Source organism: Synechococcus sp. LA31, from assembly GCF_018502385.1.
In the GTDB taxonomy this organism is placed as follows: Bacteria; Cyanobacteriota; Cyanobacteriia; order PCC-6307; family Cyanobiaceae; genus Vulcanococcus.
Genome location: NZ_CP075523.1, coordinates 2,078,817 through 2,100,229, shown reverse-complemented (window position 1 = coordinate 2,100,229; position 21,413 = coordinate 2,078,817). Strand labels below are relative to the sequence as shown.

At 62.8% G+C, this 21,413-nt stretch carries 22 protein-coding genes and 3 pseudogenes; 8 read left to right on the top strand and 17 right to left on the bottom strand.

Annotated features, from left to right (window positions below; genetic code table 11):
• Positions 1–4 precede the first annotated feature (4 nt).
• From KJJ24_RS11490 to KJJ24_RS11475, 4 genes are read right to left on the bottom strand one after another with little or no spacing between them, the layout of a single operon-like run.
• Positions 5–730 carry an SDR family NAD(P)-dependent oxidoreductase gene (locus tag KJJ24_RS11490; RefSeq protein ID WP_214338851.1) on the bottom strand — a complete coding sequence of 242 codons (726 nt, stop codon included), beginning with the start codon at positions 728–730 and terminating at the stop codon, positions 5–7.
• Positions 727–1,662: a decaprenyl-phosphate phosphoribosyltransferase gene (locus KJJ24_RS11485; RefSeq protein WP_214338849.1), complete on the bottom strand. Its 936-nt coding sequence runs from the start codon at positions 1,660–1,662 to the stop codon at positions 727–729. Before KJJ24_RS11485 ends, KJJ24_RS11490 begins: the two co-directional genes overlap by 4 nt.
• Complete coding sequence (locus KJJ24_RS11480) at positions 1,655–3,304, bottom strand: hypothetical protein (protein WP_214338847.1); 1,650 nt, start codon at positions 3,302–3,304, stop codon at positions 1,655–1,657. Before KJJ24_RS11480 ends, KJJ24_RS11485 begins: the two co-directional genes overlap by 8 nt.
• Before the next feature lie 4 nt (positions 3,305–3,308).
• Positions 3,309–4,556: a glycosyltransferase gene (locus KJJ24_RS11475; RefSeq protein WP_214338845.1), complete on the bottom strand. Its 1,248-nt coding sequence runs from the start codon at positions 4,554–4,556 to the stop codon at positions 3,309–3,311.
• Between the two features lie 93 nt (positions 4,557–4,649).
• Between KJJ24_RS11475 and rfbB the strand changes: the two genes are divergently transcribed.
• The 4 genes from rfbB (at position 4,650) to KJJ24_RS11455 (ending at position 9,824) form a co-directional block, all read left to right on the top strand.
• The gene (gene rfbB / locus KJJ24_RS11470; protein WP_214338843.1) at positions 4,650–5,738 is read left to right on the top strand and encodes a dTDP-glucose 4,6-dehydratase; all 1,089 of its coding nucleotides are present in this window, start codon (positions 4,650–4,652) and stop codon (positions 5,736–5,738) included.
• Positions 5,735–6,997, top strand: a complete 1,263-nt coding sequence (locus KJJ24_RS15000) for a glycosyltransferase family 2 protein (RefSeq protein WP_250544696.1) — start codon at positions 5,735–5,737, stop codon at positions 6,995–6,997. Before rfbB ends, KJJ24_RS15000 begins: the two co-directional genes overlap by 4 nt.
• On the top strand, positions 6,976–7,938 hold the full coding sequence (locus KJJ24_RS11460) for a glycosyltransferase family 2 protein (protein ID WP_214338841.1): 963 nt from the start codon (positions 6,976–6,978) through the stop codon (positions 7,936–7,938). Before KJJ24_RS15000 ends, KJJ24_RS11460 begins: the two co-directional genes overlap by 22 nt.
• Before the next feature lie 185 nt (positions 7,939–8,123).
• The gene (locus KJJ24_RS11455; protein WP_250544694.1) at positions 8,124–9,824 is read left to right on the top strand and encodes a glycosyltransferase; all 1,701 of its coding nucleotides are present in this window, start codon (positions 8,124–8,126) and stop codon (positions 9,822–9,824) included.
• A gap of 25 nt (positions 9,825–9,849) precedes the next feature.
• On the opposite strand, the gene KJJ24_RS11450 is transcribed toward KJJ24_RS11455, so the two are convergent.
• The 13 genes and pseudogenes from KJJ24_RS11450 to KJJ24_RS11390 all read right to left on the bottom strand — a co-directional run bounded on the left by KJJ24_RS11450 (position 9,850) and on the right by KJJ24_RS11390 (position 18,072).
• Positions 9,850–11,010 carry a DUF4172 domain-containing protein gene (locus KJJ24_RS11450; protein WP_214338837.1) on the bottom strand — a complete coding sequence of 387 codons (1,161 nt, stop codon included), beginning with the start codon at positions 11,008–11,010 and terminating at the stop codon, positions 9,850–9,852.
• 93 nt (positions 11,011–11,103) lie between these two features.
• Complete coding sequence (locus KJJ24_RS11445) at positions 11,104–11,538, bottom strand: TA system VapC family ribonuclease toxin (protein ID WP_214338835.1); 435 nt, start codon at positions 11,536–11,538, stop codon at positions 11,104–11,106.
• Positions 11,535–11,774 carry a hypothetical protein gene (locus KJJ24_RS11440; protein ID WP_214338833.1) on the bottom strand — a complete coding sequence of 80 codons (240 nt, stop codon included), beginning with the start codon at positions 11,772–11,774 and terminating at the stop codon, positions 11,535–11,537. The genes KJJ24_RS11445 and KJJ24_RS11440 overlap by 4 nt, the downstream gene beginning before the upstream one ends.
• A 26-nt stretch (positions 11,775–11,800) precedes the next feature.
• On the bottom strand, positions 11,801–14,422 hold the full coding sequence (locus KJJ24_RS11435; protein WP_214338831.1) for a glycosyltransferase: 2,622 nt from the start codon (positions 14,420–14,422) through the stop codon (positions 11,801–11,803).
• Positions 14,423–14,458: 36 nt separating this feature from the next.
• Positions 14,459–14,629, bottom strand: coding sequence for a type II toxin-antitoxin system VapB family antitoxin (locus KJJ24_RS11430; protein WP_214338829.1), 171 nt, complete (start codon positions 14,627–14,629; stop codon positions 14,459–14,461).
• A gap of 34 nt (positions 14,630–14,663) precedes the next feature.
• On the bottom strand, positions 14,664–15,029 hold the full coding sequence (locus KJJ24_RS11425) for a type II toxin-antitoxin system PemK/MazF family toxin (protein WP_214338827.1): 366 nt from the start codon (positions 15,027–15,029) through the stop codon (positions 14,664–14,666).
• The gene (locus KJJ24_RS11420) at positions 15,029–15,247 is read right to left on the bottom strand and encodes a hypothetical protein (protein WP_214338825.1); all 219 of its coding nucleotides are present in this window, start codon (positions 15,245–15,247) and stop codon (positions 15,029–15,031) included. Before KJJ24_RS11420 ends, KJJ24_RS11425 begins: the two co-directional genes overlap by 1 nt.
• 70 nt (positions 15,248–15,317) lie before the next feature.
• Positions 15,318–15,551, bottom strand: a complete 234-nt coding sequence (locus KJJ24_RS11415; protein WP_214338823.1) for a type II toxin-antitoxin system Phd/YefM family antitoxin — start codon at positions 15,549–15,551, stop codon at positions 15,318–15,320.
• Positions 15,552–15,652: 101 nt separating this feature from the next.
• Positions 15,653–15,921 (bottom strand): annotated as a pseudogene (locus KJJ24_RS11410) (Txe/YoeB family addiction module toxin).
• Positions 15,908–16,185 (bottom strand): annotated as a pseudogene (locus KJJ24_RS15155) (type II toxin-antitoxin system Phd/YefM family antitoxin). Before KJJ24_RS15155 ends, KJJ24_RS11410 begins: the two co-directional pseudogenes overlap by 14 nt.
• 93 nt (positions 16,186–16,278) lie before the next feature.
• On the bottom strand, positions 16,279–17,031 hold the full coding sequence (locus KJJ24_RS11400; RefSeq protein WP_214338821.1) for a sulfotransferase domain-containing protein: 753 nt from the start codon (positions 17,029–17,031) through the stop codon (positions 16,279–16,281).
• The gene (locus KJJ24_RS11395) at positions 17,028–17,225 is read right to left on the bottom strand and encodes a hypothetical protein (protein WP_214338819.1); all 198 of its coding nucleotides are present in this window, start codon (positions 17,223–17,225) and stop codon (positions 17,028–17,030) included. Before KJJ24_RS11395 ends, KJJ24_RS11400 begins: the two co-directional genes overlap by 4 nt.
• A 244-nt stretch (positions 17,226–17,469) precedes the next feature.
• Positions 17,470–18,072 carry a hypothetical protein gene (locus tag KJJ24_RS11390; RefSeq protein ID WP_214338818.1) on the bottom strand — a complete coding sequence of 201 codons (603 nt, stop codon included), beginning with the start codon at positions 18,070–18,072 and terminating at the stop codon, positions 17,470–17,472.
• Between the two features lie 178 nt (positions 18,073–18,250).
• On the opposite strand from KJJ24_RS11390, the gene KJJ24_RS11385 reads away from it, so the two are divergent.
• The 4 genes and pseudogenes from KJJ24_RS11385 to KJJ24_RS11370 all read left to right on the top strand — a co-directional run bounded on the left by KJJ24_RS11385 (position 18,251) and on the right by KJJ24_RS11370 (position 21,288).
• On the top strand, positions 18,251–18,610 hold the full coding sequence (locus KJJ24_RS11385) for a type II toxin-antitoxin system RelE/ParE family toxin (protein ID WP_214338817.1): 360 nt from the start codon (positions 18,251–18,253) through the stop codon (positions 18,608–18,610).
• On the top strand, positions 18,607–18,978 hold the full coding sequence (locus KJJ24_RS11380) for an XRE family transcriptional regulator (protein WP_214338816.1): 372 nt from the start codon (positions 18,607–18,609) through the stop codon (positions 18,976–18,978). The genes KJJ24_RS11385 and KJJ24_RS11380 overlap by 4 nt, the downstream gene beginning before the upstream one ends.
• Positions 18,979–19,150: 172 nt before the next feature.
• Positions 19,151–19,539 (top strand): annotated as a pseudogene (locus KJJ24_RS11375) (transposase); the annotation flags it as partial.
• 192 nt (positions 19,540–19,731) lie between these two features.
• Positions 19,732–21,288, top strand: coding sequence for a transposase (locus KJJ24_RS11370; RefSeq protein WP_250544688.1), 1,557 nt, complete (start codon positions 19,732–19,734; stop codon positions 21,286–21,288).
• The last annotated feature ends 125 nt before the right edge of the window (positions 21,289–21,413 follow it).

Below are 21,413 nucleotides of genomic sequence, written 5' to 3'. Positions count from 1 at the left end.
GGCGTTACAGCTTGGCGGCAAGGCGGGCGGGCAGGCGGCGCACCAGGGCCATCAGTGGCGTCCACCACCAAGGAATGGTTTCGATGCCGCGGCGGCGGGGATGGCGCAGGAGGTCGCGGGCGATCTGCTCGGGGCGTGCGCAGAGGATCGTTGGGGCTTTACCGTCGGTCATCGGGCTGGCGATGAAGCCGGCTTTGAGGATGCGCACCGAGAAGGGTGTGCCGTGGCAGCGCAGCAGCAGGCCTTCGCAGAAGCGCAGTAGGCCGGCTTTGGCGGCGCCGTAGTGGTAGTTGGAGGGGCGGCCGCGATCGGCGGCCACCGAGGAGAACACCCAGAGTGCACCGGGTTGCTGGATCCGTTCGGGCGACACGATTGCCGTCAGCCATGGGATCAAGCCGGTGAAGTTGGCTTGGGTGATCGCTTGGGCTTCGGCGGCATCATTGCGGGCCCGTTCGGCATCCCCGAGGCTGCCGGCGGCTACTAGGTAGAGGTCGAACGGTTCATTGAGCTGAGGCTGCAAGGGCTGCGGCGCCAGGAGATCGATGGCTTCGCAGCTCACCTCTGCGCCGAAGCGATCGCGCAGCTCGCTGGCCAGGGCCTGGTTGCGCTCGGGGTTGCGGGCCAAGAGGTGGAAACGGCGGCAGCCGCGTTCGGCCAGGCTGCGGCAGATGGCGATGGCCACGGTGCTGGTGCTGCCGAGCACCCAGGCGGAGCGAAGCACTGCTGTCATGCCAACCAGCCCATGCGGTGGCCCATGCCTACCACGATCGCTGTGGCCAACCAGCCCAGCAGGGTGAGCTGAATGCCGCGATCACCCAGCAGGATTTCCTCGGGTTTTTCGCTGTTGCGGTCGGGGTAGCGGGCACAGCGGCGCTCGGTTTCTTCTGGGTCGCTGAGCAGCTGGTAGCGAAAGATCCCCACAATCACAAAGGGCACCGTGAGCAGCATCCAGCTGGTGGAGGCACCGCGCAGGGTGGGGCCAGCACTCCAGAGGGCATAGGCCATGAAGGCACTGCTGGCCACCAGCGATTCCAGCCGCTGCAGCAGGGGCAGCGAGTAGCGCAGCAGCACCTGGCGGGTCACTACGCCGCGATCGAGGGAGATGCGCAGCTCCGCTTTGCGCTTCTCCACCGCTAAAAACAACGCCAGCAGGCCGATGGTGAGCAGAAACCAGGGCGATGCCCCCAGGCCTGTGGCCACGAGCCCCGCCAGGGCACGCAGCAGAAAACCCGAGGCGATGCAAAACAGATCCAGCAGGGGCTGGCGCTTGAGGCCCAGGCAGTACGCCGTCTGGATCACGGCGTAGCCGGCGATCACTGCGGCCAGGCCAGGGCTCACGAACGCCGCCATGGCCAGGCTGAGGGCTGTGATCAGCGCCGCGGCGCTCAGGGCGATGGGCACCGGCAGGGCACCGGAGGCGATCGGGCGGCGGCACTTGCTCGGGTGGGCGCGATCAGCCTCGCGATCGATTACATCGTTGAGCAGATACACCGCGCTGGAGATCAGGCAAAAGGTCACCAGCGCTTCGCTGGATGCCCACCAGATTTGGGGATTCAGCTGGAAGGAGAACAGGGCCGAGGCATACACCAGCAGATTCTTGGTCCATTGGCGGGGCCGGCAGGCGGCGATGAGGGCTTGGATCACACCGGGTTGCTCAGCCATCGGCGTTGGGATTCTCCCAGATCTGCACAGCCTGGGTAGGCGTGCCAACGCGCACGGCTCGCAGGACTTGGCCGTTTTGGCTGCGGGAGAAGGTGGCGTTAAAGCCCACTCGCGCAGTGGATAAACCCAAGGTTCGCTTGACATCACGCCGCGGTTGATCGATAGGCACGGCTAACCGGCCTTGGTTGCCGTAATCGGCGATCAGATAAAGCTGTGGGTGATTCGGTGTTTTCATGAAGGCCCAACCTTGCAGCTGCACAGAGGATGAGCTGAGGGTTTGATGATCAACTTGATAGCGAATGGGGCTGCTCGCTGAGATCTGGTGATTAACGAGAAGTTCGCGGTGCCAACCCAGTGGCTCCACGGGCCATCCACTCTGGAAATACTGATCGATCACCTGCTGATTAGGAAAGATTTCATTGCACGGATCCAGGAGGCGAATGTTGTTTGCCGCTAGCTCTGCTTGCTCTGCATGACAAATGAATCGCTTTCGTTTTTGCTCGGCCCAGCGCCGCCCTTCGTTCCAGGCGCCTGCATAGCTGAGTGCACCGGACTGAAGGCCCTGGGGAAAGGAGCCGATCGTGGTGAGCAGCACCAGAAACCCGCCAAGCAGTGGCGTTGTTGGTCGGCGGCTGTGGTCGTCTGATAACGCGAGGGCCATGAGAGCGGTGAGGCCCAACATCAAGCTATGGGTGATGTAGCGGGATGAGTTCGCCTGCTCAACGCCAAATCCTGCCCGCGAAAGCGTGATCATTCCGGCAAAGAGCAGGCTGAACAGCCCTGGTAAGAGAAGGGTTGGCCAGCTGGCCCTGGGGATCGGGTGGCGACGCCCAAGCAGCACCGCTGCGATCACCACACACAGCAGCGCCAGCCCCTGCCAGGGCCCCCCAAGCCAGGCGCGCAAGAAGTAATCGATCTGGAAGCTGAGCTCTGGGTGCCCCGCTGGTTTGTTGTACGGAAGCAGCAGATAAAAGCTGAGCCCTGCCAAGGCTGTGGATGCACTCACTAAGGCTCCGAGCTTGCGGCTGTGCAGCCAGGCACAGCCGGCGAATCCCACGGCCAGGGCTAAGCCCTGCCCCGTGCTGGTGAGGGCGACCCAAGGCAACAAAGCCGACACCACGCTCTGAGGGAAGCGTCCCGCTGTGGGGATACTCAGCACCAAGGCTCCCAGCAGCACCAGCGCATTGATCAGAAACCAGGGCGTTTGGAATTCCCAGCCAAGGTTTTCGTACTGCCAAGGGTTCAACAGCAGCAAAGAGCCGGCCAGAGCTGTGATCAGGCGGAGGTCGTTGCGGTGGAGCATCCGCTGGCACAGCCAGCTCCATAGCCCGGCGCAGCCCAGGATCAGAGCCAGGTTTTGAAACAGGGCGCTTTGCCCTGGTGGAATTTTGAGCAGCTCTGTTTCCACCACGCTTGCTGCCTTGGCCCACACGATCCGGTGCTCGTTGTGTTGGTCAGTGAGCCATTGCCCCAGTTCGCTCCCTCCGTTTCTCAGCACGAAGCTGAAGCTGTCACCAAACAGATTTGGTTGCGCCCAGTGGGCCAGAGCGAGCGCCGCGATCTCAAACAGGCCATGGGCGATGCCGGCTAGCAGGAGCCCCAGGATCAGGAGGGCGGCAGGTTGTTGGCGCAGAGGTTGCATCGAGTTAACGCCCCAGGGCGCCACTTGCTACAAGATCAATCAGCTCTAGCTGGCGGGGCAGGCAGCGCTCGAGGCTGTAGCGAGCCAGGGCATCGTTGCGGGCCTGAGATCCAAGCTGTTTGGCCAACTTGCGATCGCGCAGCAGCTGATCCACGGCTTCCGCGATGGCCTTGGGGCTGAAGAAATCCACCAGCAGGCCGTTGTGGCCATCGCGGATCACTTCCATCACCGGGGCGGTGGCGGAGCCCACGATGGCGCAGGCAGTGCTCATCGCCTCCAGCAGGCTCCAGCTGAGCACGAAGGGATAGGTGAGATACACATGCGCCTGGCTCAGCTTCAGCAGGTTGAGGAAGTCGGCATAGCCGAGGCTGCCGGCGAAATGTAGGCGTGAGGGGTCGTAGGAGCCCTCAATTTCGGCCATAAAGCGATCCTTCCATTCCCCTTGCGGGCACGCGGAGCCATAGCTCACGCCCTGCTCAGCCCCCACGATCACGATGCGGGCGTTGGGCTGGAGCTCCTGGATCAGAGGGATGGAGCGCATGAAGGAATGGCAGCCCCGGTATGGCTCGATCGTGCGGTTCACGAAGGTGATGATCGGTTCGCCCTGGCGCAGCTCTTGGCCGTCGCGCAGGGTGAGCGTGAGGCCGGCATTGGCTTTGGCGGGGGCGGCGCCGGCATCGATGCCGTCGTGAATCACAGAGATGCGCTGCTGGAAGCGCTCGGGAAAGCTGCTGCGCTGGAAGCCGGTGGGGGCCACGTTCCAGCTGGCGGCCTCGAGATTGAGCAGGGTGTTGGCGTTTTTCATGTGCGCCTTGGCGCACTTTTGCCAGTTGAGCTCGGCTTGGAATTCGGGGTCGAAGTCGTAATCGAAGCCGCGAATCTGGTAGTAAAACTCCTGATACATCAGGATCGGCACATCGGGCCACACGTAGGGAAGAAATAAGAGTTCTCCCCAGCCGGGATGGCCGCAGATGATGTTGGGCTGGAAGCCCTGATGTTTGAGTTGTTCGGCGGCAGCGGCGCAGGCTTCTGCGCGGATCACCTTCGTTTCGGTTTCGAGGGCCAGCGGGTGCACGTCTTGGCCATTGCCCCTTGAGGCGCCATAGATCACGTGCTGCACACCTTTGGGTAGCGGTGTGCGGGGCTGTTGCATCCCCATCGCCACCAATCGGTGGTTGCCTTGCTGGGCAAGAGCGCGGCAGATGTGCAGGTATTGGCCTGGAAATCCTTGGTGAACAAAAAGAACGTTCACACTGCTTGCGCGCCGTGCCGGCACTTTACGGGCGACGAACAGGGCGACTTCAAGACCCTCTCCTACGCTCCCTCGAGCTCAAGGGCTCGATCGGTGCAGGATCTCTTACCGCAGGGCACCGCCCGGGTGCTGGTCACCGGAGGTGCCGGCTTTATCGGAGGTGCCGTGGTGCGGCGCCTGCTGGCCGCAAGTTCGGCGGAGGTGTTCAATCTCGACAAGCTTGGCTATGCCAGCGATCTCACCAGCATTGGCGATCACCCCCGCCACCACTTTTTAAGGGTGGATCTTGCCGATCCAGCGGCCACCGCCGAGGCCGTTCGCTCGGCGGATCCCGATCTGGTGATGCACCTAGCGGCTGAAAGCCATGTAGATCGCTCGATCGATGGGCCGGGTGCCTTCATCGAGAGCAATGTGAGCGGCACGTTCAACCTGCTGCAGGCGGTGCGGGCTCACTGGGAGCAGTTGCCCGCCGAACGGCGTGAGCGCTTCCGCTTTCATCACATCAGCACTGATGAGGTGTTTGGGTCGCTGGGGCCCACGGGCCGTTTCTCCGAAACCACGCCGTATGACCCTCGCAGCCCCTATTCCGCCAGCAAGGCCGCCAGCGATCACCTGGTGAGTGCCTGGCACCACACCTATGGCCTGCCGGTGGTGCTTACGAACTGCTCCAACAACTACGGCCCCTGGCAGTTCCCCGAGAAGCTGATCCCGGTGGTGATCCTCAAGGCTGTGGCTGGCGAGCCGATTCCGCTCTACGGCGATGGCGCCAACGTGCGCGATTGGCTGTACGTGGAAGACCATGTGGAGGCGCTGCTGTTGGCGGCCACTTGTGGGCGCCTGGGTGAGAGCTACTGCGTGGGCGGTGCCGGGGATCACGGCTCCCCCAGCGAGCGCACCAACCGCGATGTGGTGGAGACCATCTGCACCTTGATGGATCAATTGAAGCCTGAGGGTGCACCCCATGCCCGCCTGATCACCCGGGTGAGCGACCGCCCCGGCCACGACCGGCGCTACGCCATCGACGCGGCGAAGATCAGTACGGAGCTGGGCTGGACCCCGCGCCACAGCTTTGAGCAGGGGCTAGAGGCCACGCTGCGCTGGTATCTCGAGCACCTGGATTGGTGCCAAGCGGTGCGCAACCGCGCCGGTTATAGCGGCGAGCGCATCGGCACCCAGGTATGAGTCGGCGCTGGCCGCTGCTCTGGCTCAGCGTGGGGCTCGATCTGTTGGGGGTGCTGGCGGGAGCTCTGCTAGCCGCTCAGCTGCGCCATCACAACCCAGCCCTGGTGCTGCAGGCCGATGGCCTGGCCTTTGGCCTGGTGTTTCTTCTGCTGGCTTGGTTCCTGGGGGGGTATTCGTTTTTGCGATGGCCCTGGATGCCCTACCGGCAGCTGGTCCAGCGCTGGTTGCTGGTGGTGGGCAGTGCCCTGGGCTTGGCGGTGCTGGCGGGTTGGCTGCTGAACGCAGCGGCCACGGCGGTGTGGTTCCACCGCAGCACGCTGGTGATCCTGGGGGCGGTGTTGGCCCTGTGGGGGTTGTTGCTGCGGCGTTGCTTGCATCCGCTGGCGCGGATGCAAGCCAGCCAACGGCTAGCGGCCTCTCCGGTGGCCGAGGGCAGGCAGCGTGCTGGGCAGCCGACTTCCTTAAAGCCAAAGCCCACCCAGCGCGAGATGCTGCTGTTGCTGGTGGCGTATCACCCCTCGCCGCTGGAGGTGCAGCAGCTGCAGGCCTGCCTGGCGGAGCTGCCGGCAGAGGTGGGCTATGCGGTGGTGGTGAACGATCACCAGCCCGGTGAGCCGGTGGAGCAATTGGCAGCTGGGGCCGATTGCTTCCTCACCAACCGCGATAACCCCGGCTACGGCCGTGCCGTGAACCGGTTGGTGGTGCGGCTGGGCCAGCTGCCGCCTTACATCGGGGTGCTGAACACTGATCTGTCCTGGCCCAGTGGCACGTTTGAACAGTTGCTGGGCTGGTTGCAGCAACACCCACAGGTGAGCTTGGCGGTGCCCCAGATCCTCGATGAGGCCGGCACGCCGCAAAAGCTCTGCAAACATCACCCCACGGTGCTGGGGCTGTTCAGCCGCCGCTTCCTGCCGGATGTGCTCAAGCCTGCCTGGCTGAAGCGCTACGACCGCTGGTATGTGATGGCGGATCAGAACTACCAGGAGGTGTTCGACGCGCCCTATCTGAGCGGCTGCTGCATGCTGATGCGCAGCGATGCCTACCGCCGGGCCGGCGGCTTCGATGAGCGCTATTTCCTCTATCTGGAGGATGCCGATCTCACCCGCAGCCTCGCCCGTGAGGGCCGCTGCGTGCATCTGCCGGTGGCGGGTGTGGTGCATGGCTGGGGCCGCGGCAACTACCGCAACCTGGGACTGATGGCGGTGAACCTGGCCAGTGCCTGGCACTACTTCCGCAAATGGGGCTGGGCGCTGTGGTGAGTGCCGCCGCCATCGAGGTGGTGCTGCCGACTTACAACGGCGCGCCTTACTTGGAGGCACAGTTGGCTTCGATCAGCGCACAAACCCTCCGCCCCGAGCGGGTGCTGCTGCGCGACGACGGCTCCAGCGATGGCACCGAAGCCCTGATTTGCCAACTGCAAGAGCGGTACGGGGCCTGGCTGCAGGTGTTGCCCGCTGATGGCAATCTCGGCTGCACATCCAACGTGAATCGGCTGCTGCAAGCCACCATGGCTCCTTATGTGGCCTTGGCGGATCAGGACGATCTTTGGCTGCCCCACAAGCTGGAGCGCTCCCTGGCGGAGATGCAGGAGCTGGAGGCCAGCCGCGGTAGCACTACACCACTGCTCGTGCATGGTGATCTGGAGCTCATCGATGCCCATGGGGAGCGGCTGGGCTGCCGCTACTTGCAGCGCCAGCGCTTGGATCCGCGGCGTTGTGCTCCGGTGGATCTGGCGCTCACCAACGTGGTGACCGGTTGCACCGCTCTCCTGAACCGGGCTCTGCTCCAGAAGGCCCTGCCGATTCCTCCGGAAGCGCTGATGCACGACTGGTGGCTGGCCTTGGTGGCCAGTGCCTTTGGAGAGATCGCGCTGGTGGACGAGCCCGGGGTGCTCTATCGCCAACACGGCAGCAATGTGCTCGGAGCGCAGGGGCTGGGGCTGGCCTATTGGCGGCAGCGGCTTCAGGCGCTGCTGGCGGATCCAGCTGCGGGCGGCCACACCCGAGCGGCGTTGCAGCAGGCAGAGCTGTTTGAGCAGCGCTACGGCCAATCAATCTCGGCGCTGCCGGCTCTGCTGCACCTGCGGCGGCGTCAGCGCTGGTGGGCGCTGCTGCGGCTTCCGGTAGAGCAGCACCCCTGGAAACACGGACCCCTGCGCACGCTGGGGCTTTACGGTCTGCTGGCTTGGTTGCCCCGATGAAACTCCGCACCCTGTTGCGCCGGCTGCGCACTTCGGCCCAGGTGGTGTTGGCAGATCCGGCAGCGCTGGCGCGTGCACCAAGGTTTGTGTGGCGTGCGTTACGGGAGGGGCCTCAGGTCAGCCTGGCGCGGTTGCGTGCCTTAAGCGATCCATCCCGTTTCACGCCGGATGCCTACCGCAGTTGGTTGTCGGAGTTTCAGGCACCGACTCCCCAAGAACGGGAGGCGATGCAGGCTTGGGCTGCTCAACTCGCCGATCCTCCCCGGATTGCGGTGGTGATGCCGGTGTTCGATCCCCGGCCGGATTGGTTACAAGAGGCGATCGAATCCGTTCGCGGGCAGCTGTATCCACACTGGCAGCTCTGCATTGCTGACGACTGCTCCACGAACCCCGACATTCGCGAACTCCTCGAGATTGCTGCGCAAAGCGACGAGCGCATCCATGTGGTGTTTCGTGAGCGGAATGGTCATATTTCGGCATCATCTAATTCGGCCTTGGAGTTAGTTGATGCTCCATGGATGGCTCTTTTAGATCACGATGATCTACTCACGGAGGATGCATTAACTTGGGTGGCACGCTCAATCCTGGAGCAGCCATCTGTTCGGATGCTTTACAGCGATGAAGATAAATTAGGGGCTGATGGTTTGGCGCGTGACCCTTTCTTTAAGACGGATTGGAATCCGGTGTTGATGGAGGGTCAAAATGCGGTATGCCATTTAGGTGTTTACAGCACTGAGCTTGTTCGAGCGGTTGGTGGATTTCGCGAAGGCTTTGAAGGGGCGCAGGATCACGACCTCACGTTGCGGTGCTCGCGTCAGCTTCACCGCGATCAGATTGTTCATATTCCTCGTATCCTTTATCACTGGCGTTTGCATGCGGAGAGCACGGCTTCAGGTCTTGATGCGAAGCCCTATAGCAACACTGCCGCTCAACGAGCTGTTGCTGAACATTTGCAGTGCTTGCAGGTGTCTGCCACGCAAGTGGAGTGTTCGGAGGCAGGGTTGCAGCCTCGGTTCGCTGCTCCTGTTCCGGCTCCAAGTGTGAGCGTTATCATTCCCACGCGGAATGGCCTTGATGTGCTGAGGGCTTGCTTGCTCAGTTTGCTGAGCAAAACCGACTACCCCAACCTTGAGGTGTTGGTGGTGGATAACGGTTCAGATGATCCTGCAACGCTGGCTTTTCTGGCTGATCTGGAATCAGACGGGCGAATTCGGGTGCTGCTTGATCCGAGCCCGTTCAATTACTCATCGCTGAATAACAACGCTGTAAATCAGGCGAGGGGGGAATGGATTTGCCTGATGAATAACGATATCGAGGTGTTTCAGCCAGGCTGGCTCGTCCAGATGTTGGCCTATGGGCGTAGGCCGGGTGTGGGTGCTGTTGGGGCCAGGTTGCTTTATCCAGACCGGCGCATTCAGCACGGTGGAGTGCTCTTAGGGATCGGCGGTGTGGCTGGACATGCCCACCATGGCTTGGCACATAATGATCTGGGCTATTACTGCCGAGCTCAACTGGCGCAGGAAATTTCAGCGGTGACGGCTGCTTGTTTGTTGGTGAGCAAGCAGCACTATCAGGCTGTGGGTGGTTTGGATGCAGCACATCTCAGTGTGGCTTTCAATGATGTGGATTTCTGTCTGAAGCTTGGTGAGATGGGCCTTCGTAACATCTATGCGCCAACGGCTGTTCTGTTGCACCATGAATCGGTGAGTCGTGGTTATGAAGACACGCCGGCTAAGCAGGCCCGCTTTGCCAAGGAGGTGGCCTGGATGCAAGAGCGTTGGCAGCATCGCCTGACAGCCGATCCCGCTTACAACCCCAACCTGACCCTGGATGGGGAACCGTTTCGCATTGCGCGACCTCCCCGTTTGAAGCGCTGGGTGTCTTAGTGGTGCTTTCGTTCTTCCTTGCAAATCAGGAGTCATGGTCCGGATTTGCAAGGATGTTTTGCGGCCAGCGGATCCGGTAGGCGCTGCTGCGGCCGGCGCCGATCGGCTCAAGGGCCTGTTGATCCACGAGCTCGCGCAGGTCGCGCCAGGCAGTGGCGCGGCTGGTGCGGGTGAGGCCGATGGCCTTGCGCAGGGTGAGGCCGCCCTCAAACCCTTCCGGTTCCGCATCCAGGAGGTGATTGAGCAGCTTGCGCTGGCGCGGATTGAAGCTGGTGTGGCGGTGGCTCCACCAGAAGAGAGCCTTGGCGCGCACGGCATTCGCCACCCGGCCGTTCTGCTGCGCAGCAGCGCTCAGCTGCTCAAGGAACCACAGCAGCCATTCGGTGATCTCGAGCGTGCCCTTCTGGCAGCGCTCGAGCTGGAGGTAGTAGCCGTCGCGTTGTTGCTGGATCCGCGCCGAGAGGGTCAAGGCGTGGTGGATGCGGACTTCGTGTGCGTCCACCTGCGCCAGGGCGCGATCAGTGAGGGCTCTGGCTAGGCGGCCGTTGCCGTCGTCGTAGGGATGGAGGGTTACGAACCAGAGGTGGGCGATTCCGGCTCGGATCAGCCCATCCAGGCCGTTGGGAGGGTGATTGAACCAGTGGATCAGCTGCTGCAGTTCTATGTCCAGTCCCTCACGCGGCGGTGCCTCACAGTGCACGGTTTCATGGCCGATCGGGCCAGACACCACCTGCATGAGGTCGTTGCCCCGCAGGCTGCCGATGCGGATCGCACGCAAGCCATCAGGGCCTGCGGCGAACAGCGAGCTGTGCCAGGCATGCAGGGTTGCCAGGCTCAACGGTGTTTCCGGGTGGCTGCTGGCGGTGTGCAGCAGGTTCACCAGGCCGTCAACCTTGATGTTGGTGCGCGGCTGGCGAGATTCCAGCGGCAGCTGCAAGCGGCGCGCCACGGAGGAGCGCACGTCTGCGGGATCGAGCTGCTCACCCTCAATGCCGGCCGTGCTGAGGCTTTCGCGGCTGATCAGCGCGGCTGATGCCTCCTGGCTGAGGCTCGTGTCCAGTTGGTTCAGCAGCTGCTGGAGCTCGAGCCGTTTGGTGTGAGCGCGGTGGATAACCGGGGCAAGCCGAGGGGCATCCCAGTGGAACCGTGGCCAGTTGGGCTCTTGCCAGATCCAGCGGTTCACCATGGAGCCAACCTAATCGCTTCATCTCATGAAGCGATTAGCGCTTTCGAATCGCTTCACGGGGATGTCTTCACCAGTCAAGTGCGGCGTTGCGGTTCAGATGAGCGTGAGTCGTTCCAGAGCGGCGAAGCGCTCGAAGTCGCGATCAAGGCTCACCAGGCGCCAGCCGTTGCTGATCGCTAGCGCTGCGAGGTAGGCATCGGTGCAGAGGCGGGCCGGCAGGTTCTCCTTCCCCATCAGCTGGTGGAACACATCCCATCCATCGCTGGCTGGAGTTGCCATGCGAACACCTGGTTGCTGGCAAAACGCTTGCAGTAACGCCGAAGCGCCCTGGGCACTTTTCACGGCTGAGCCCATCACCTTGGGTTGGCACACCAGTCGCACGAGGCCAAGGGCAGTCGCCGTGCAAAACAGCACCTGCTCAGCGGCTTGCTCTTCCCAGTAGGCCACTGCTTGTTGGTGATGGATGTGATCGGGTGTTGCCAGTGCCAGCCACACGTTCAAGTCTGGGAGGTCTGCGCTGCTGCTCATGGCTCCAGTAGCTCAAACAGATCTGCATTGCTCACGTGGCTGGAATCGATGGCCAGGCGGCCTTCAAGCTTTGGCAGCTGGCCTGCTGACCGACGCGATGGTGTCGGATGCGTAGGAGCCTCGAGACCCTTTTCCACGTAGTTCTGCAACAGCTGCTTCAACGTGACCTGTTCACTGGCTGCCCTCGCTTTCAAACGTGCAAAGAGCGGGTCGGGCAGCTCCAGTGTGGTCCGCATGGATCGCGAGGTTCCTGATGCGCATTTTAGTGCGCATCAATTCCGAGTGGCCGGGTTGTCCTCCCGGGCCACACCGCCTGATCGCGTGCCTGGGGTAGCTCGAGCCAGGGGTGGCGTGCCTGGAGCAGGCGGCTGAGGCGATAGGTGCGCTGGTTGGTGTTGCTGTTGCGCATCGAGCTGCTGTGGCTGGTGTAGGTGGCGAGCACCTGGGGGCAGAGGCTGCCGTGGCAGCCGGCGTCGATGAGGGAGCACCAAAAGTCGAAGTCTTCCCAGCCGCCGGGGATGTGGGTGTAGCCGCCCACGGCCTGCCAGGCCTCGCGGCGCACCAGGGCCATGGCATCGATGTAGTTGCCGCGTTTGAAGATCTCTTGCTGCCAGGGCAGATCGCTCACCAGGTGGCGCGGATCGTGGCAGCCGGGCTCTGGCTGTACGCGGATCAGGCTGTGGATCACCGCACAGCTTGGATCTGCTGCCTCGGCAAGCAGGCCGCAGTGGGCCACGGCCAAGGGATCCAGTTGGTTGTCGGCATCGAGCACGAAGCACCAAGGGCTTTCGGCGGCGGCAAAGGCGGTGTTGCGGGCTGAGGCGAGGCCGCCATTGGCGGTGTGTTGCAGCAGCAGGCAACGCGCAAAGCGGCTGTGGTGCTCGGCCATCCAGGCCTGCACAACGGCGGCGCCGTTGTCGGTGGAGGCGTCGTCGACCACGATCAGCTCCAGGCCGCTGGCCTGCTCCTGATGGAGCACGCTCTCCAGTGCCTGATGAATGCGAGGGCCGTAGTTGTAGAGGCTGATGCACACGGCGGTGTGGCAGCGGCCTTGGCTGCGCTCCAACAACACCCTGTGCTTGGGCTCTGGGGTGCAGCAGGGTTCAGGGGGCGGACAGCCCTGGCGATACCAGTGCAGCTCCTCCAGCAGTTCGTTGGCACCCATCGGATCGCTGGGCAGCACGATCGGGGCGCGGCCGGCCTGTTGAGGCTGGATCAGCAGCCTCCATCCCTCCAGCTCTTGTTCAGCGGGTGTGGGTTGGAAACGCACCAGCTCCAGGCCCCCATCCAGACAACCCTGCAGCCACAGGGCCTGCAGCCTGGCTTGCTCTGGGCCAGCGATGCTCAGGCCATCGAACCCAGGCACCCCCAGCAGGGGAGGTTGGAGCCCCTGATCACAGGCCTCTCCGCCGCTGCCGAGGCAAATCGTGGTGCCTAACCGGCGCAAGGAATCAGGTGCTGCCAGGCCGAGGGCCGCGCTGCAGGCGGCCCAGTCTGCGGGGCTGCCGCGAAGCGCTCCATTGCCTACGGCGGCTGGCTGCAACCAGGAGGCGTTCACCCCGAACTGCCGCAGCAGGCGCACGCGCTCTGGGTTGGGATCCCACACCCGCTCCAGCGCTGCCATGGCCAGCAGCTCAGCGGCGCAGGCCGGCCCGGGGCTGAGATCTGCGAGGTTGAGCGCGATGGCGTTGGCCTCCGCGGCTCCTAGCGGTGTGGCGTGGATGGAAGCGGCGCCTTGGATCGGGCAATGCTGCAGCCAGGCATGGGTCGGCCAGGCGTTCAGATCACCCCCACGCACCTGGAGGGTGACGGCGTTGCCTTGCGCTGGCCAAGGCATGGCGGCCGGACAGGCTCCCGCCAGGGCTGCCCACTGGCTCAGCTCAAAATCTCGAAAGCCATGCTCCAGCCAGAAGGCGAGCTGATGCTCAGCGACTGGCCCCTGGCTGCCGCAGGTGATCTCGGCCAGGTAGCCCCAGGGGTGTGTGGCCACCTGGTTGCTGGGAGCATGGCCGCGCCGCATCTGGATAGAACGTTTGAGTTGGCTCCGGCGCTTTGGCAGTGGCGCCAGGGGCGAGAGGGGGTTTTGCCGATCCAGCCACTGCTCAATGGCCGTCCGTTGGGAAGGCCTGAGTGCCAAGCGCTCCAAGTGTTGATACAGCTCCTGCACGGGTGGGGCTAAACGAGCAGGCAACGGCTGCCGGCGGCTGCGGCGGTGTTGCGGTTTGATCGCCTGCAACGCCTGATGCCGCTGCTCCGTGCTGATGCTGGGGGCCAGTTGCTGGAGCTGCGCCAGCGCGGATCGCGGTTCAAACCAGTGGCTGTAGCTGACCACTTGCAGTGGTAGATCTCCGCCATCTCGCAGCACCTGGGCGTTGTGATGCCACCAGAGCTGTTGGGCCCGCCAACCGTCCATGCCCGTGGCGGCCTGATCGCGCCGCACCAGCGACACCATCACTTCCGCAGGATCACGCACAGCCAGCAGCAGCGTCAGGGGAATGCCCAGCTGTTGACAGGCCGCTTTCCAGAGAGGCAACAACAGGCTGCTGCGGGGATCTTTGATCGCCCAGGGGCCCGGCTGGTGCTCGGCTTCGGGTAGCAGCAAATCGATCAGGTCGGCCAGGGCCGTTTGGCCCAGGGGGCTTTCCAGCCAGCCCTCGGGCAGGGGCTGCATGCCCCGGGGCGCGGGCCACCAGCGCTCCAGATCGATCAGCAACTGCTCCTGCAGGGCCGTCACGTCGGCCCGCTCGAAGTAGCCCTCCGGGTTGTGGGTATCGCCGGGGATCAAGGGGCCGGGCATGGCGATGTCGCAGGCCGGCAGCAGGGAACCCAGTAGCGAGGTACCGCTGCGGTGCATGCCCACGATCAGCAGGAGCGGGCTACGCATCAGGCCTGACCCAACTGCTGTGCCAGGGTTTGAGCTTCATGCGGCGCTGCGGCGCCGTGGAATCGGCTCGAGATGCGGTTGACTGCCGCCCAGGGCTGCCAGTCCACAGGCGCTTTCTCGCTCGCCCAGTGCGGAGCGCTCGTTCTCATCGCAGAGCTGCTGGGCTTGAGCCAGCAGTGCATCGTCGAGGGTCACGGTGGTGCGCATGGCTTACGGGTGCATCGTGCCGGCTCAACCTCATTCAAAGAGAGCCATACCCTGAATCACTGCCGCCGATCACCCTCTGCAGAACTTCTTGGCACTCCACCTGCCAGGCGTGGGGCAGCACTCCAATGCGCCGTTTGACCAAGGGCGCTGCCAGGGTGGTCATTCGGCTGAGCCGCAGCCTCGAGGTGACCTTCAGGCCTGTTGAGGCGAAGTCTGGATGCTCTGTTGAGAGGTCGAGTTCATCACCATCAGGTGGTCCGCTGACGTTGGAGCTGATGAAGGCCAGCAGCACATCGCCGTAGCGCTCGCTGGTGGTGATCACCAAGGCCGGCCTGGGTTTTGCAGCTGGGCCGTCCGTAAAAGGGAAAGCAACCAGCACAATCTCGTAACGCTGCAACATCAGCCTGCGCTGACAGCTGCTCCATCGGAGAAGCTGTAAAGATCGGGCTCTGCGGCTAAGTCGTCAAAGGCGCCGCCCGCCATGGCCATCTGAGCCAGGGCGTTGGCGCTCATGTCGCCGTTGTCTTGCTCCAGCTGCAGAAGCAGCCATTGGCGGTCCGCTGCGGGCAGGCTGCGGATCACGGCAAGCAGGTTCTCGGCAAGCTGAGGATTGGTCATGCACTCAGGCTAAGCAGCCTTGATTGGTCCTGTCGCAAGGTGCGTGCCCAGCAGGAGATGCATCGCCGGCTCACGCTCCCTCGAAGAGATCGGAGCTGGCCTCACTGCCCAAACGATCGAAATCGTCTGGCACGGAGCATTGGCCCTCCAGCAGCCCGAGACGCCGCGGGAGAGGCTTTGGTGATGTGTCTTGGTCGATGGGGGTGACACACGCCATCGGCTTGCCCGCTTTGCAGATCAGAAATGCATCACCGGCTGCAGCCTCTTCCACCAGGTGATCAAGGTGGGTTTTGGCCTCTTGCATCGTTACCCGTCGCATATGGGCATCTGAGAGTTGTTTGAGTGCCAGTCGACGAAATTGCTTGTGGTTTTTGTAGCCCAGTTGCGTGCGGCTGCAGGGCCTCGTCAGCGGTAGTGGTAGCGGCAGGCCAGGATCACAAGGGTGACGCCCTCAAGGCGGACAACAAGCGTTGCTCGTCATCGATCCGGCGTGACCAGCAGCCCGACAGGTTTGCCCGCAGCGGTTCCGGCTTGCCGATTCCCACAAAGGCGTCGCGCAGGCAGGCCTGGATCAGTTGGTTGATTCGACGCAGCTGTTTGCGGTCTTGGCCCTGCCAGTAGATGGTGTCCTCCCAAGCGGCGGGAGTCCATGTCAGCCGCTCAGCTGCTGGCATGGAGCTGAGCGACATCAATCAGGGGCTGCTCGAGCAGTTCCCCGCGTTCGGCCTCGTCCAGGGATCGTTGCAGGTGGGCGGCGTTCGCCGGAGAGCGAAGCAGATGCACCGTCTCCATCAGGCTGTTGTAGGTGTCAAGCGACATCACCACGCGGCACCCTGAGCATGGCGTCGGGTGATGAGGGTCATATCAGCGTCGGCTTCCACGCGATCAAGGATCGCCTTGAACCGTTCACGGGCCTCAGAGAAACTGACAATCTGCACGGCAACTGTCCAACTCTCCGTACAACAGCATGGCCGCGGCTTGTGCCGCAAGGTTCCATTCACTGCCTCCCCGAGTCGGTTTGGTCAGGTTGCTCACCGCCACGCGCTGAGATCCCAGCCCAGCATCTGTTCCAGCTGGCTGATCTCAGGGTTGAAGAGCTCATGTAGCTGCGCGCGAATGGAGGGTCCCATCGGGCTGCTGTAGCTGCCTTTGTTGGCCCGCAGGGGCTGAGCTGCCGGCAGCGGGTCCACCCCCAGGAACTGATGCACCGCAGCCAGGGTGCTGATGGGATCCTCCAGCAGCTGCTCCTGGCGCAGGATCAGGGTTTGCTCCCGCGGGAAGAAGCTCCAGAGGCGGCGCAGCTGCTCGCTGTAGAAGCCCCGGCTGATGTAGGAGAACACCCGGTGTTGTTCGGGTAGAGCGCTGCGGCAACGCTCTTGTTCAGAGGCGATGGCCTCCGCGAAGGACACAGCATCCCAGGCGCGACCCGTTTCCATCGCCCAGTGGGAGTAGGCCCGCTCCACGGGGTTGCGTAGGCAGAGGATCACGCGCATGGCGGAGTTGTAGGTCCAGATCCGTGCCATCGCCGGCCACCAGTAGCTGTAGATGGGTGTGGCCTCGCCCCAGAGGCTGCCGGTGGGGGCGTCCTTGAAGTAGGCGTGGTAAGTGCTGATGGTTTGCTCGGGGTGCTGCCAGTTGAGGTCTTCGTTGTCGAAGAAATGCAGCTCCTTAAGCGCAGGGATGAAGAGAGCTGGGTGCTGGCGGAGGTAATCAGCTAGTGCCGTGGTGCCACCCTTTTGGACTCCGGCAATCAGAAATGTAACGAAGCTGAGGTTTCGACTCACTGATGAATCAAGTAATCAATTGCTGATGGATACTTTGATTTGCTCGAGAAGCGCTGCCATTGATTGTTTGAGCTGGAGTCTGCTTCTTGGTGTTTCTGCAAGGAGGAATTGGCATTGAGGAGCAATGCAAGCGTGCGCCGCTCGATCTCGGTCTCGAGCCTTTGCGATCGTTTCTTGCTCTCGAGTTCGCGCATCTCGGTCTCGTAAACGGGTCGCCAGTTCAACATCGCCAAACAGCGCCGCCAGAGCGGCAGCGTGGAGACATACTACGATCTGCTCATCCAGCGTGAGTTGGAGGACGTGGACGAAAGCTCCATGGCCGTAGTTGGTGAACAAGGAGATTGAGATGAGCAGGCTGCCTGCTAGCAGCGCTGCACTGGCTGGGCGATCCAGGAAGAGTGGTTGTGGCATCAGCGTAGCCACCACGAAAACACTGCATCACCCGCCGTACACCCGCTCCTGCCATGCACTCCAGCGGGGGTTCACCGCTTTGATCCGTTGCAGATCCTCTGCGCTGAAGCTGGGTTCATCCGCGGCCATTGCCGTTGGCTTGCGGTTTTCGCGGGGCGGTGTGTGAAAGGGAGCCGTGCCTTGGGAAAGCAGGGGCAGGAGGTGGCGATTGAGATCGTCCTGTAGGTGCTCGAGCCGCAGGGCGGTGACGCGTTCATCCACCTCGAAATACTGCAGCCACCAATCGGCGGCCACCCAGGTGCCGCCGAGGCGCAGGGAGTAGTAGAGGCCGCTGCGCACCGGTTCGAAGTCGAGATCGGGCAGATTCATCTGGCGGCGTTTGTGCTGCCAGTCGCTGATCAACCAGTGCTCGAGGCGGCGCGCTGTGATGAACCGGTGCCGATCCCCGGCCCGCCAGTTGCCGCGGCTTTCGCGCAGGGGCACGGAGTCGTGTTTCTGGGGTGTTTCGTCGGGATCCACGGCGACTCCCGGTAGGGCGCGTTCGCGAACCAGGCGGTTCATTGAGGTGCCGCCGGTTTTGGGTAGGTGCAGCCAGAGAAAGGAGTCGCCAACGATCAAGGCTCGGAGCACGGCAGACGGTGGTATCCAGGCTATGGCGGGCGGGATCAAAGCCTCAGCGTTGGCCAGATGAGCCAGCTGCAGGCGATCAAATGGGGCCGCTGCCAGGCACTGCCAAACGCCCTTGCGCTCTGCGGGGGTGACCCTTGCGCCATTGCAGCCCTAAAATATTCCATGGAGGGAATGCTCGATGTGGGATGTCTGTCAGACCGCTGTCTTCGAAGACTGGTGGTGCGAGCTCAGCGAGCAGGAGCAGGACGATGTGACAGCCATCGTGGAGCTACTGGAGGAGATGGAGCCTCAGCTGCCCTTCCCCTACTGCTCAGGTGTGGAGGGTTCCAGGCACAGCCATATGCGCGAGCTACGCATTCAGTCCCATGGCGACCCCCTGCGTGTGTTCTATGCCTTTGATCCAAACCGCAGCGCCCTCCTGTTGATCGGTGGCAACAAGACCGGCAAGGACAAACGCTTCTACAAAACGATGATCCCTAAAGCAGACGCGCTTTACGACGAACACCTCAACAGCCTGAACACCCAATCCAAGCCATGACCCGCTCTTTCTCTGAACTCACCAAGGACTTCAGCCCTGAGCGCCGGGAGCGCATCGAGCAGCGCAAAGAGCAGCTGCGGCAGGAAATGACCCTGGCAGAACTTCGCAAGGCTTTTTCCCTCACTCAGGCCACACTGGCCAAGAACCTCAACGTCAAGCAGGCCGAGATCTCCAAGATCGAGAATCGGGCCGACATGCTGATGAGCACCCTGCGCAACTTCGTCCAGGCCATGGGTGGTGACCTCCAGGTCAGGGCTGTGTTTCCCGACTGCGCCATTGAGATCAGCACGTTTTCGTCACTCGCCGGTAAGCCAAAGCCCGGCAAGCCACGCACTGGCAGGAAGAAATATCCATTGGTAAGGGCGTAGAGCCTGATTCAGCATTTCGTTCTTCGGCATCGGGGCATCAGGTTTGCTGTCTTCCAAAAACCGCTCGAGCCAGGCCTGTTCATCCAGGCAGATGAGGCTGACGTGGCCCCTGGAAATAAGTCCACGGTGAATGAGATACCTCATCCGGCCAGACTGGGCGGAGGACTCCACCATGAAGCGAATCCGCCACACAGCTGAGCAGATCATCCGCAAGCTCAAAACCGCTGAGCAGCTGATCGCTCAGGGCAAGACTGCCGCCGACGTCTGCCGCGCCATTGAGGTCACCCAGCCGGCCTACCACCGCTGGAAGCAGCAGTACGGCGGGATGCAGGCTGAGGAAGCCAAACGGCTGACTCAGCTGGAAAGGGAGAACGCCCGTCTCAAGAAGCTCTTGGCCGAGGCCGAGCTTGAGAAGGCGATGCTCAAGGAGTTGGCTGAGGGAAACTTCTGAGCCCGGAACGACGTCGTAGGGCTGTTGAGGCCCTGCGCGCCATGTTCCTGGTTTCAGAACGCTTCGCCTGCAAGGTAGTTGGCCAACATTGCAGTACCCATCGCCATCAGGGAAAGGTCGTTGATCTTGAGGAGGCTGTCCCGTGTCAATCAGGTTGATGTGCGCATTGCATCATTAAAGCTGCTACTCCATTAGGGTTGTTGCATCACTTGTAGTAACCGCCCATGGTCCGGCCACGGGTCGACACGCAAGGCGATCAGCCAAGCCGGCCCGGGTCTTTGAGGGATCGTGAGCGGATTGCCGTGGCGATCAACGCGGCCTCAGAGCGTTACCGGAGCCTGAGCCGCGGGGGGAAGCAGCTGCTGTTGGATGAGTTACAGGCGCTCACCGGCTATCACCGCAAATCGCTGTTGCGCCGGTTGAACCAGCGAACCGATCAGCAGCAGAGCAGCCGGCGGGGCCAACACCGCCGCCGGTACGGCCCGGAGGTTGTTGAGGCGCTGGTACCGCTGTGGGAAGCCAGCGATCGGCTGTGCGGCAAGCGCCTGCATGCGCTGCTACCGCAACTGGTGGAATCGCTGGAGCACCACGGCCACCTGCAGCTGGAGCAGGACGTGAGGGCACGGGTGTTGACGATGAGCAGCGCCACGATTGACCGTCTGCTGGCACCAATGCGCCAGAGCAGCGGAGGTAATGGATGGAGACGCCCTCCCCGGGCCCATAGCGGCGTCCGCCGCCGCGTGCAGGTACGAACGTTCAAGGGCTGGGATGACCACAAGCAGCCCGGCTGGCTGGAGATCGATCTGGTGGCCCACTGCGGTGGGCGCCTGGAAGGACGCTTCATCTGGACTCTGGTAGCCACCGATATCGCCACGGGCTGGAGCGAGAGCCTGCCGGTGATCACGCGCGATGGGGCCTCGGTGTTGGCCGCCATCCAGCGGCTGCGGCAGCAACTTCCCTTCCCGTTGCGTGGGATCGATGCCGACAACGATCCCGCGTTCATGAATGCGCTGATGGAGCAGTGGTGTGATGCCCCGGAGCAGGGAATCGAGCTCACCCGCTCACGCGCCTACCAGAGCAACGATCAGGCCTGGGTGGAGCAGAAGAACGGGGTGCTGATCCGCCGTGTGGTGGGCTACGAGCGCCTGGTGGGCCTGGAGGCCGCTCAGGTGCTAGCTGAGCTGTACGCGGCACTGCGGCTGTTCACGAACCTGTTTCAGCCGTCGTTCAAGCTCAAGAGCAGCGTGCGGGAGGGTGGCCGAATCAAGCGGCTGCACCACCCGCCGCGGACACCGCTGCAGCAGCTACTGCGTACCGGTGTGATGGGCGAGCAGGAAGCCGCTGACCTCAGGGAGTTGAGACAACGGTGTGACCCTGTGGCGCTACTAGCCACGATGCGCAGCTGCCAGAGCCGGTTGGCGCTGTTGATCAGCGGCCAGCACGCCAACGCCATGGCGGGTGATCCGCTCGCCTGGCAAAGCCCAGACGAAGAAAAGCGAGAGCTGGAGTGCTTTCTGCAGGGTTTACAGGCGCTGTGGCGCCAGAGCAGACCACTGCAGAAAAAGCCCAAACCGCGCCAAGGCCGGCGCAGCCGTGTGGATCCCTTTGAGGTTCATGCAGCCCTCATCCCCCAGTGGTTGGAGGCAGAGCCGGATGTGGGCAGCCAGGAGCTACTGGAGAGGCTGATCGCCTTGGCCCCTGAGCGCTATGGCCCCCAACACAAACGCACGCTGCAGCGGCGAATCAGGGATTGGCGCGTAGCCAGGGTGCAGCAGTGCCTGGAGCGTGCGGCAGACAGAGCAGAAACCAAACCCTGGACAGAAGAAGGTGTGTTACCAGGCGTCAATCAAAGACGGTAACAATTGATTGATGCAAAGCGCCCCTCAACCTGATTGTCGTCGGACACGCAAGAATGCTGAAAACGGCCGGAAAGATCATCGATATTCACCACTCCTATGATGGAGAGGTTATTTGCGGTCTAGTT

Coding starts and splice junctions, on each gene's coding strand:
- KJJ24_RS11415 (WP_214338823.1), bottom strand. CDS start 15,551: ATGCAAGAGGCCAAAACCCACCTTGATCACCTGGTGGAAGAGGCTGCA.
- KJJ24_RS11385 (WP_214338817.1), top strand. CDS start 18,251: ATGTGGGATGTCTGTCAGACCGCTGTCTTCGAAGACTGGTGGTGCGAG.
- KJJ24_RS11485 (WP_214338849.1), bottom strand. CDS start 1,662: ATGGCTGAGCAACCCGGTGTGATCCAAGCCCTCATCGCCGCCTGCCGG.
- KJJ24_RS15000 (WP_250544696.1), top strand. CDS start 5,735: ATGAGTCGGCGCTGGCCGCTGCTCTGGCTCAGCGTGGGGCTCGATCTG.
- KJJ24_RS11480 (WP_214338847.1), bottom strand. CDS start 3,304: ATGCAACCTCTGCGCCAACAACCTGCCGCCCTCCTGATCCTGGGGCTC.
- KJJ24_RS11430 (WP_214338829.1), bottom strand. CDS start 14,629: ATGCGCACCACCGTGACCCTCGACGATGCACTGCTGGCTCAAGCCCAG.
- KJJ24_RS11450 (WP_214338837.1), bottom strand. CDS start 11,010: ATGGTGAACCGCTGGATCTGGCAAGAGCCCAACTGGCCACGGTTCCAC.
- KJJ24_RS11420 (WP_214338825.1), bottom strand. CDS start 15,247: ATGACCAATCCTCAGCTTGCCGAGAACCTGCTTGCCGTGATCCGCAGC.
- KJJ24_RS11440 (WP_214338833.1), bottom strand. CDS start 11,774: ATGCGGACCACACTGGAGCTGCCCGACCCGCTCTTTGCACGTTTGAAA.
- KJJ24_RS11435 (WP_214338831.1), bottom strand. CDS start 14,422: ATGCGTAGCCCGCTCCTGCTGATCGTGGGCATGCACCGCAGCGGTACC.
- KJJ24_RS11445 (WP_214338835.1), bottom strand. CDS start 11,538: ATGAGCAGCAGCGCAGACCTCCCAGACTTGAACGTGTGGCTGGCACTG.
- KJJ24_RS11425 (WP_214338827.1), bottom strand. CDS start 15,029: ATGTTGCAGCGTTACGAGATTGTGCTGGTTGCTTTCCCTTTTACGGAC.
- KJJ24_RS11460 (WP_214338841.1), top strand. CDS start 6,976: ATGGGGCTGGGCGCTGTGGTGAGTGCCGCCGCCATCGAGGTGGTGCTG.
- KJJ24_RS11490 (WP_214338851.1), bottom strand. CDS start 730: ATGACAGCAGTGCTTCGCTCCGCCTGGGTGCTCGGCAGCACCAGCACC.
- KJJ24_RS11380 (WP_214338816.1), top strand. CDS start 18,607: ATGACCCGCTCTTTCTCTGAACTCACCAAGGACTTCAGCCCTGAGCGC.
- KJJ24_RS11395 (WP_214338819.1), bottom strand. CDS start 17,225: ATGCGCGAACTCGAGAGCAAGAAACGATCGCAAAGGCTCGAGACCGAG.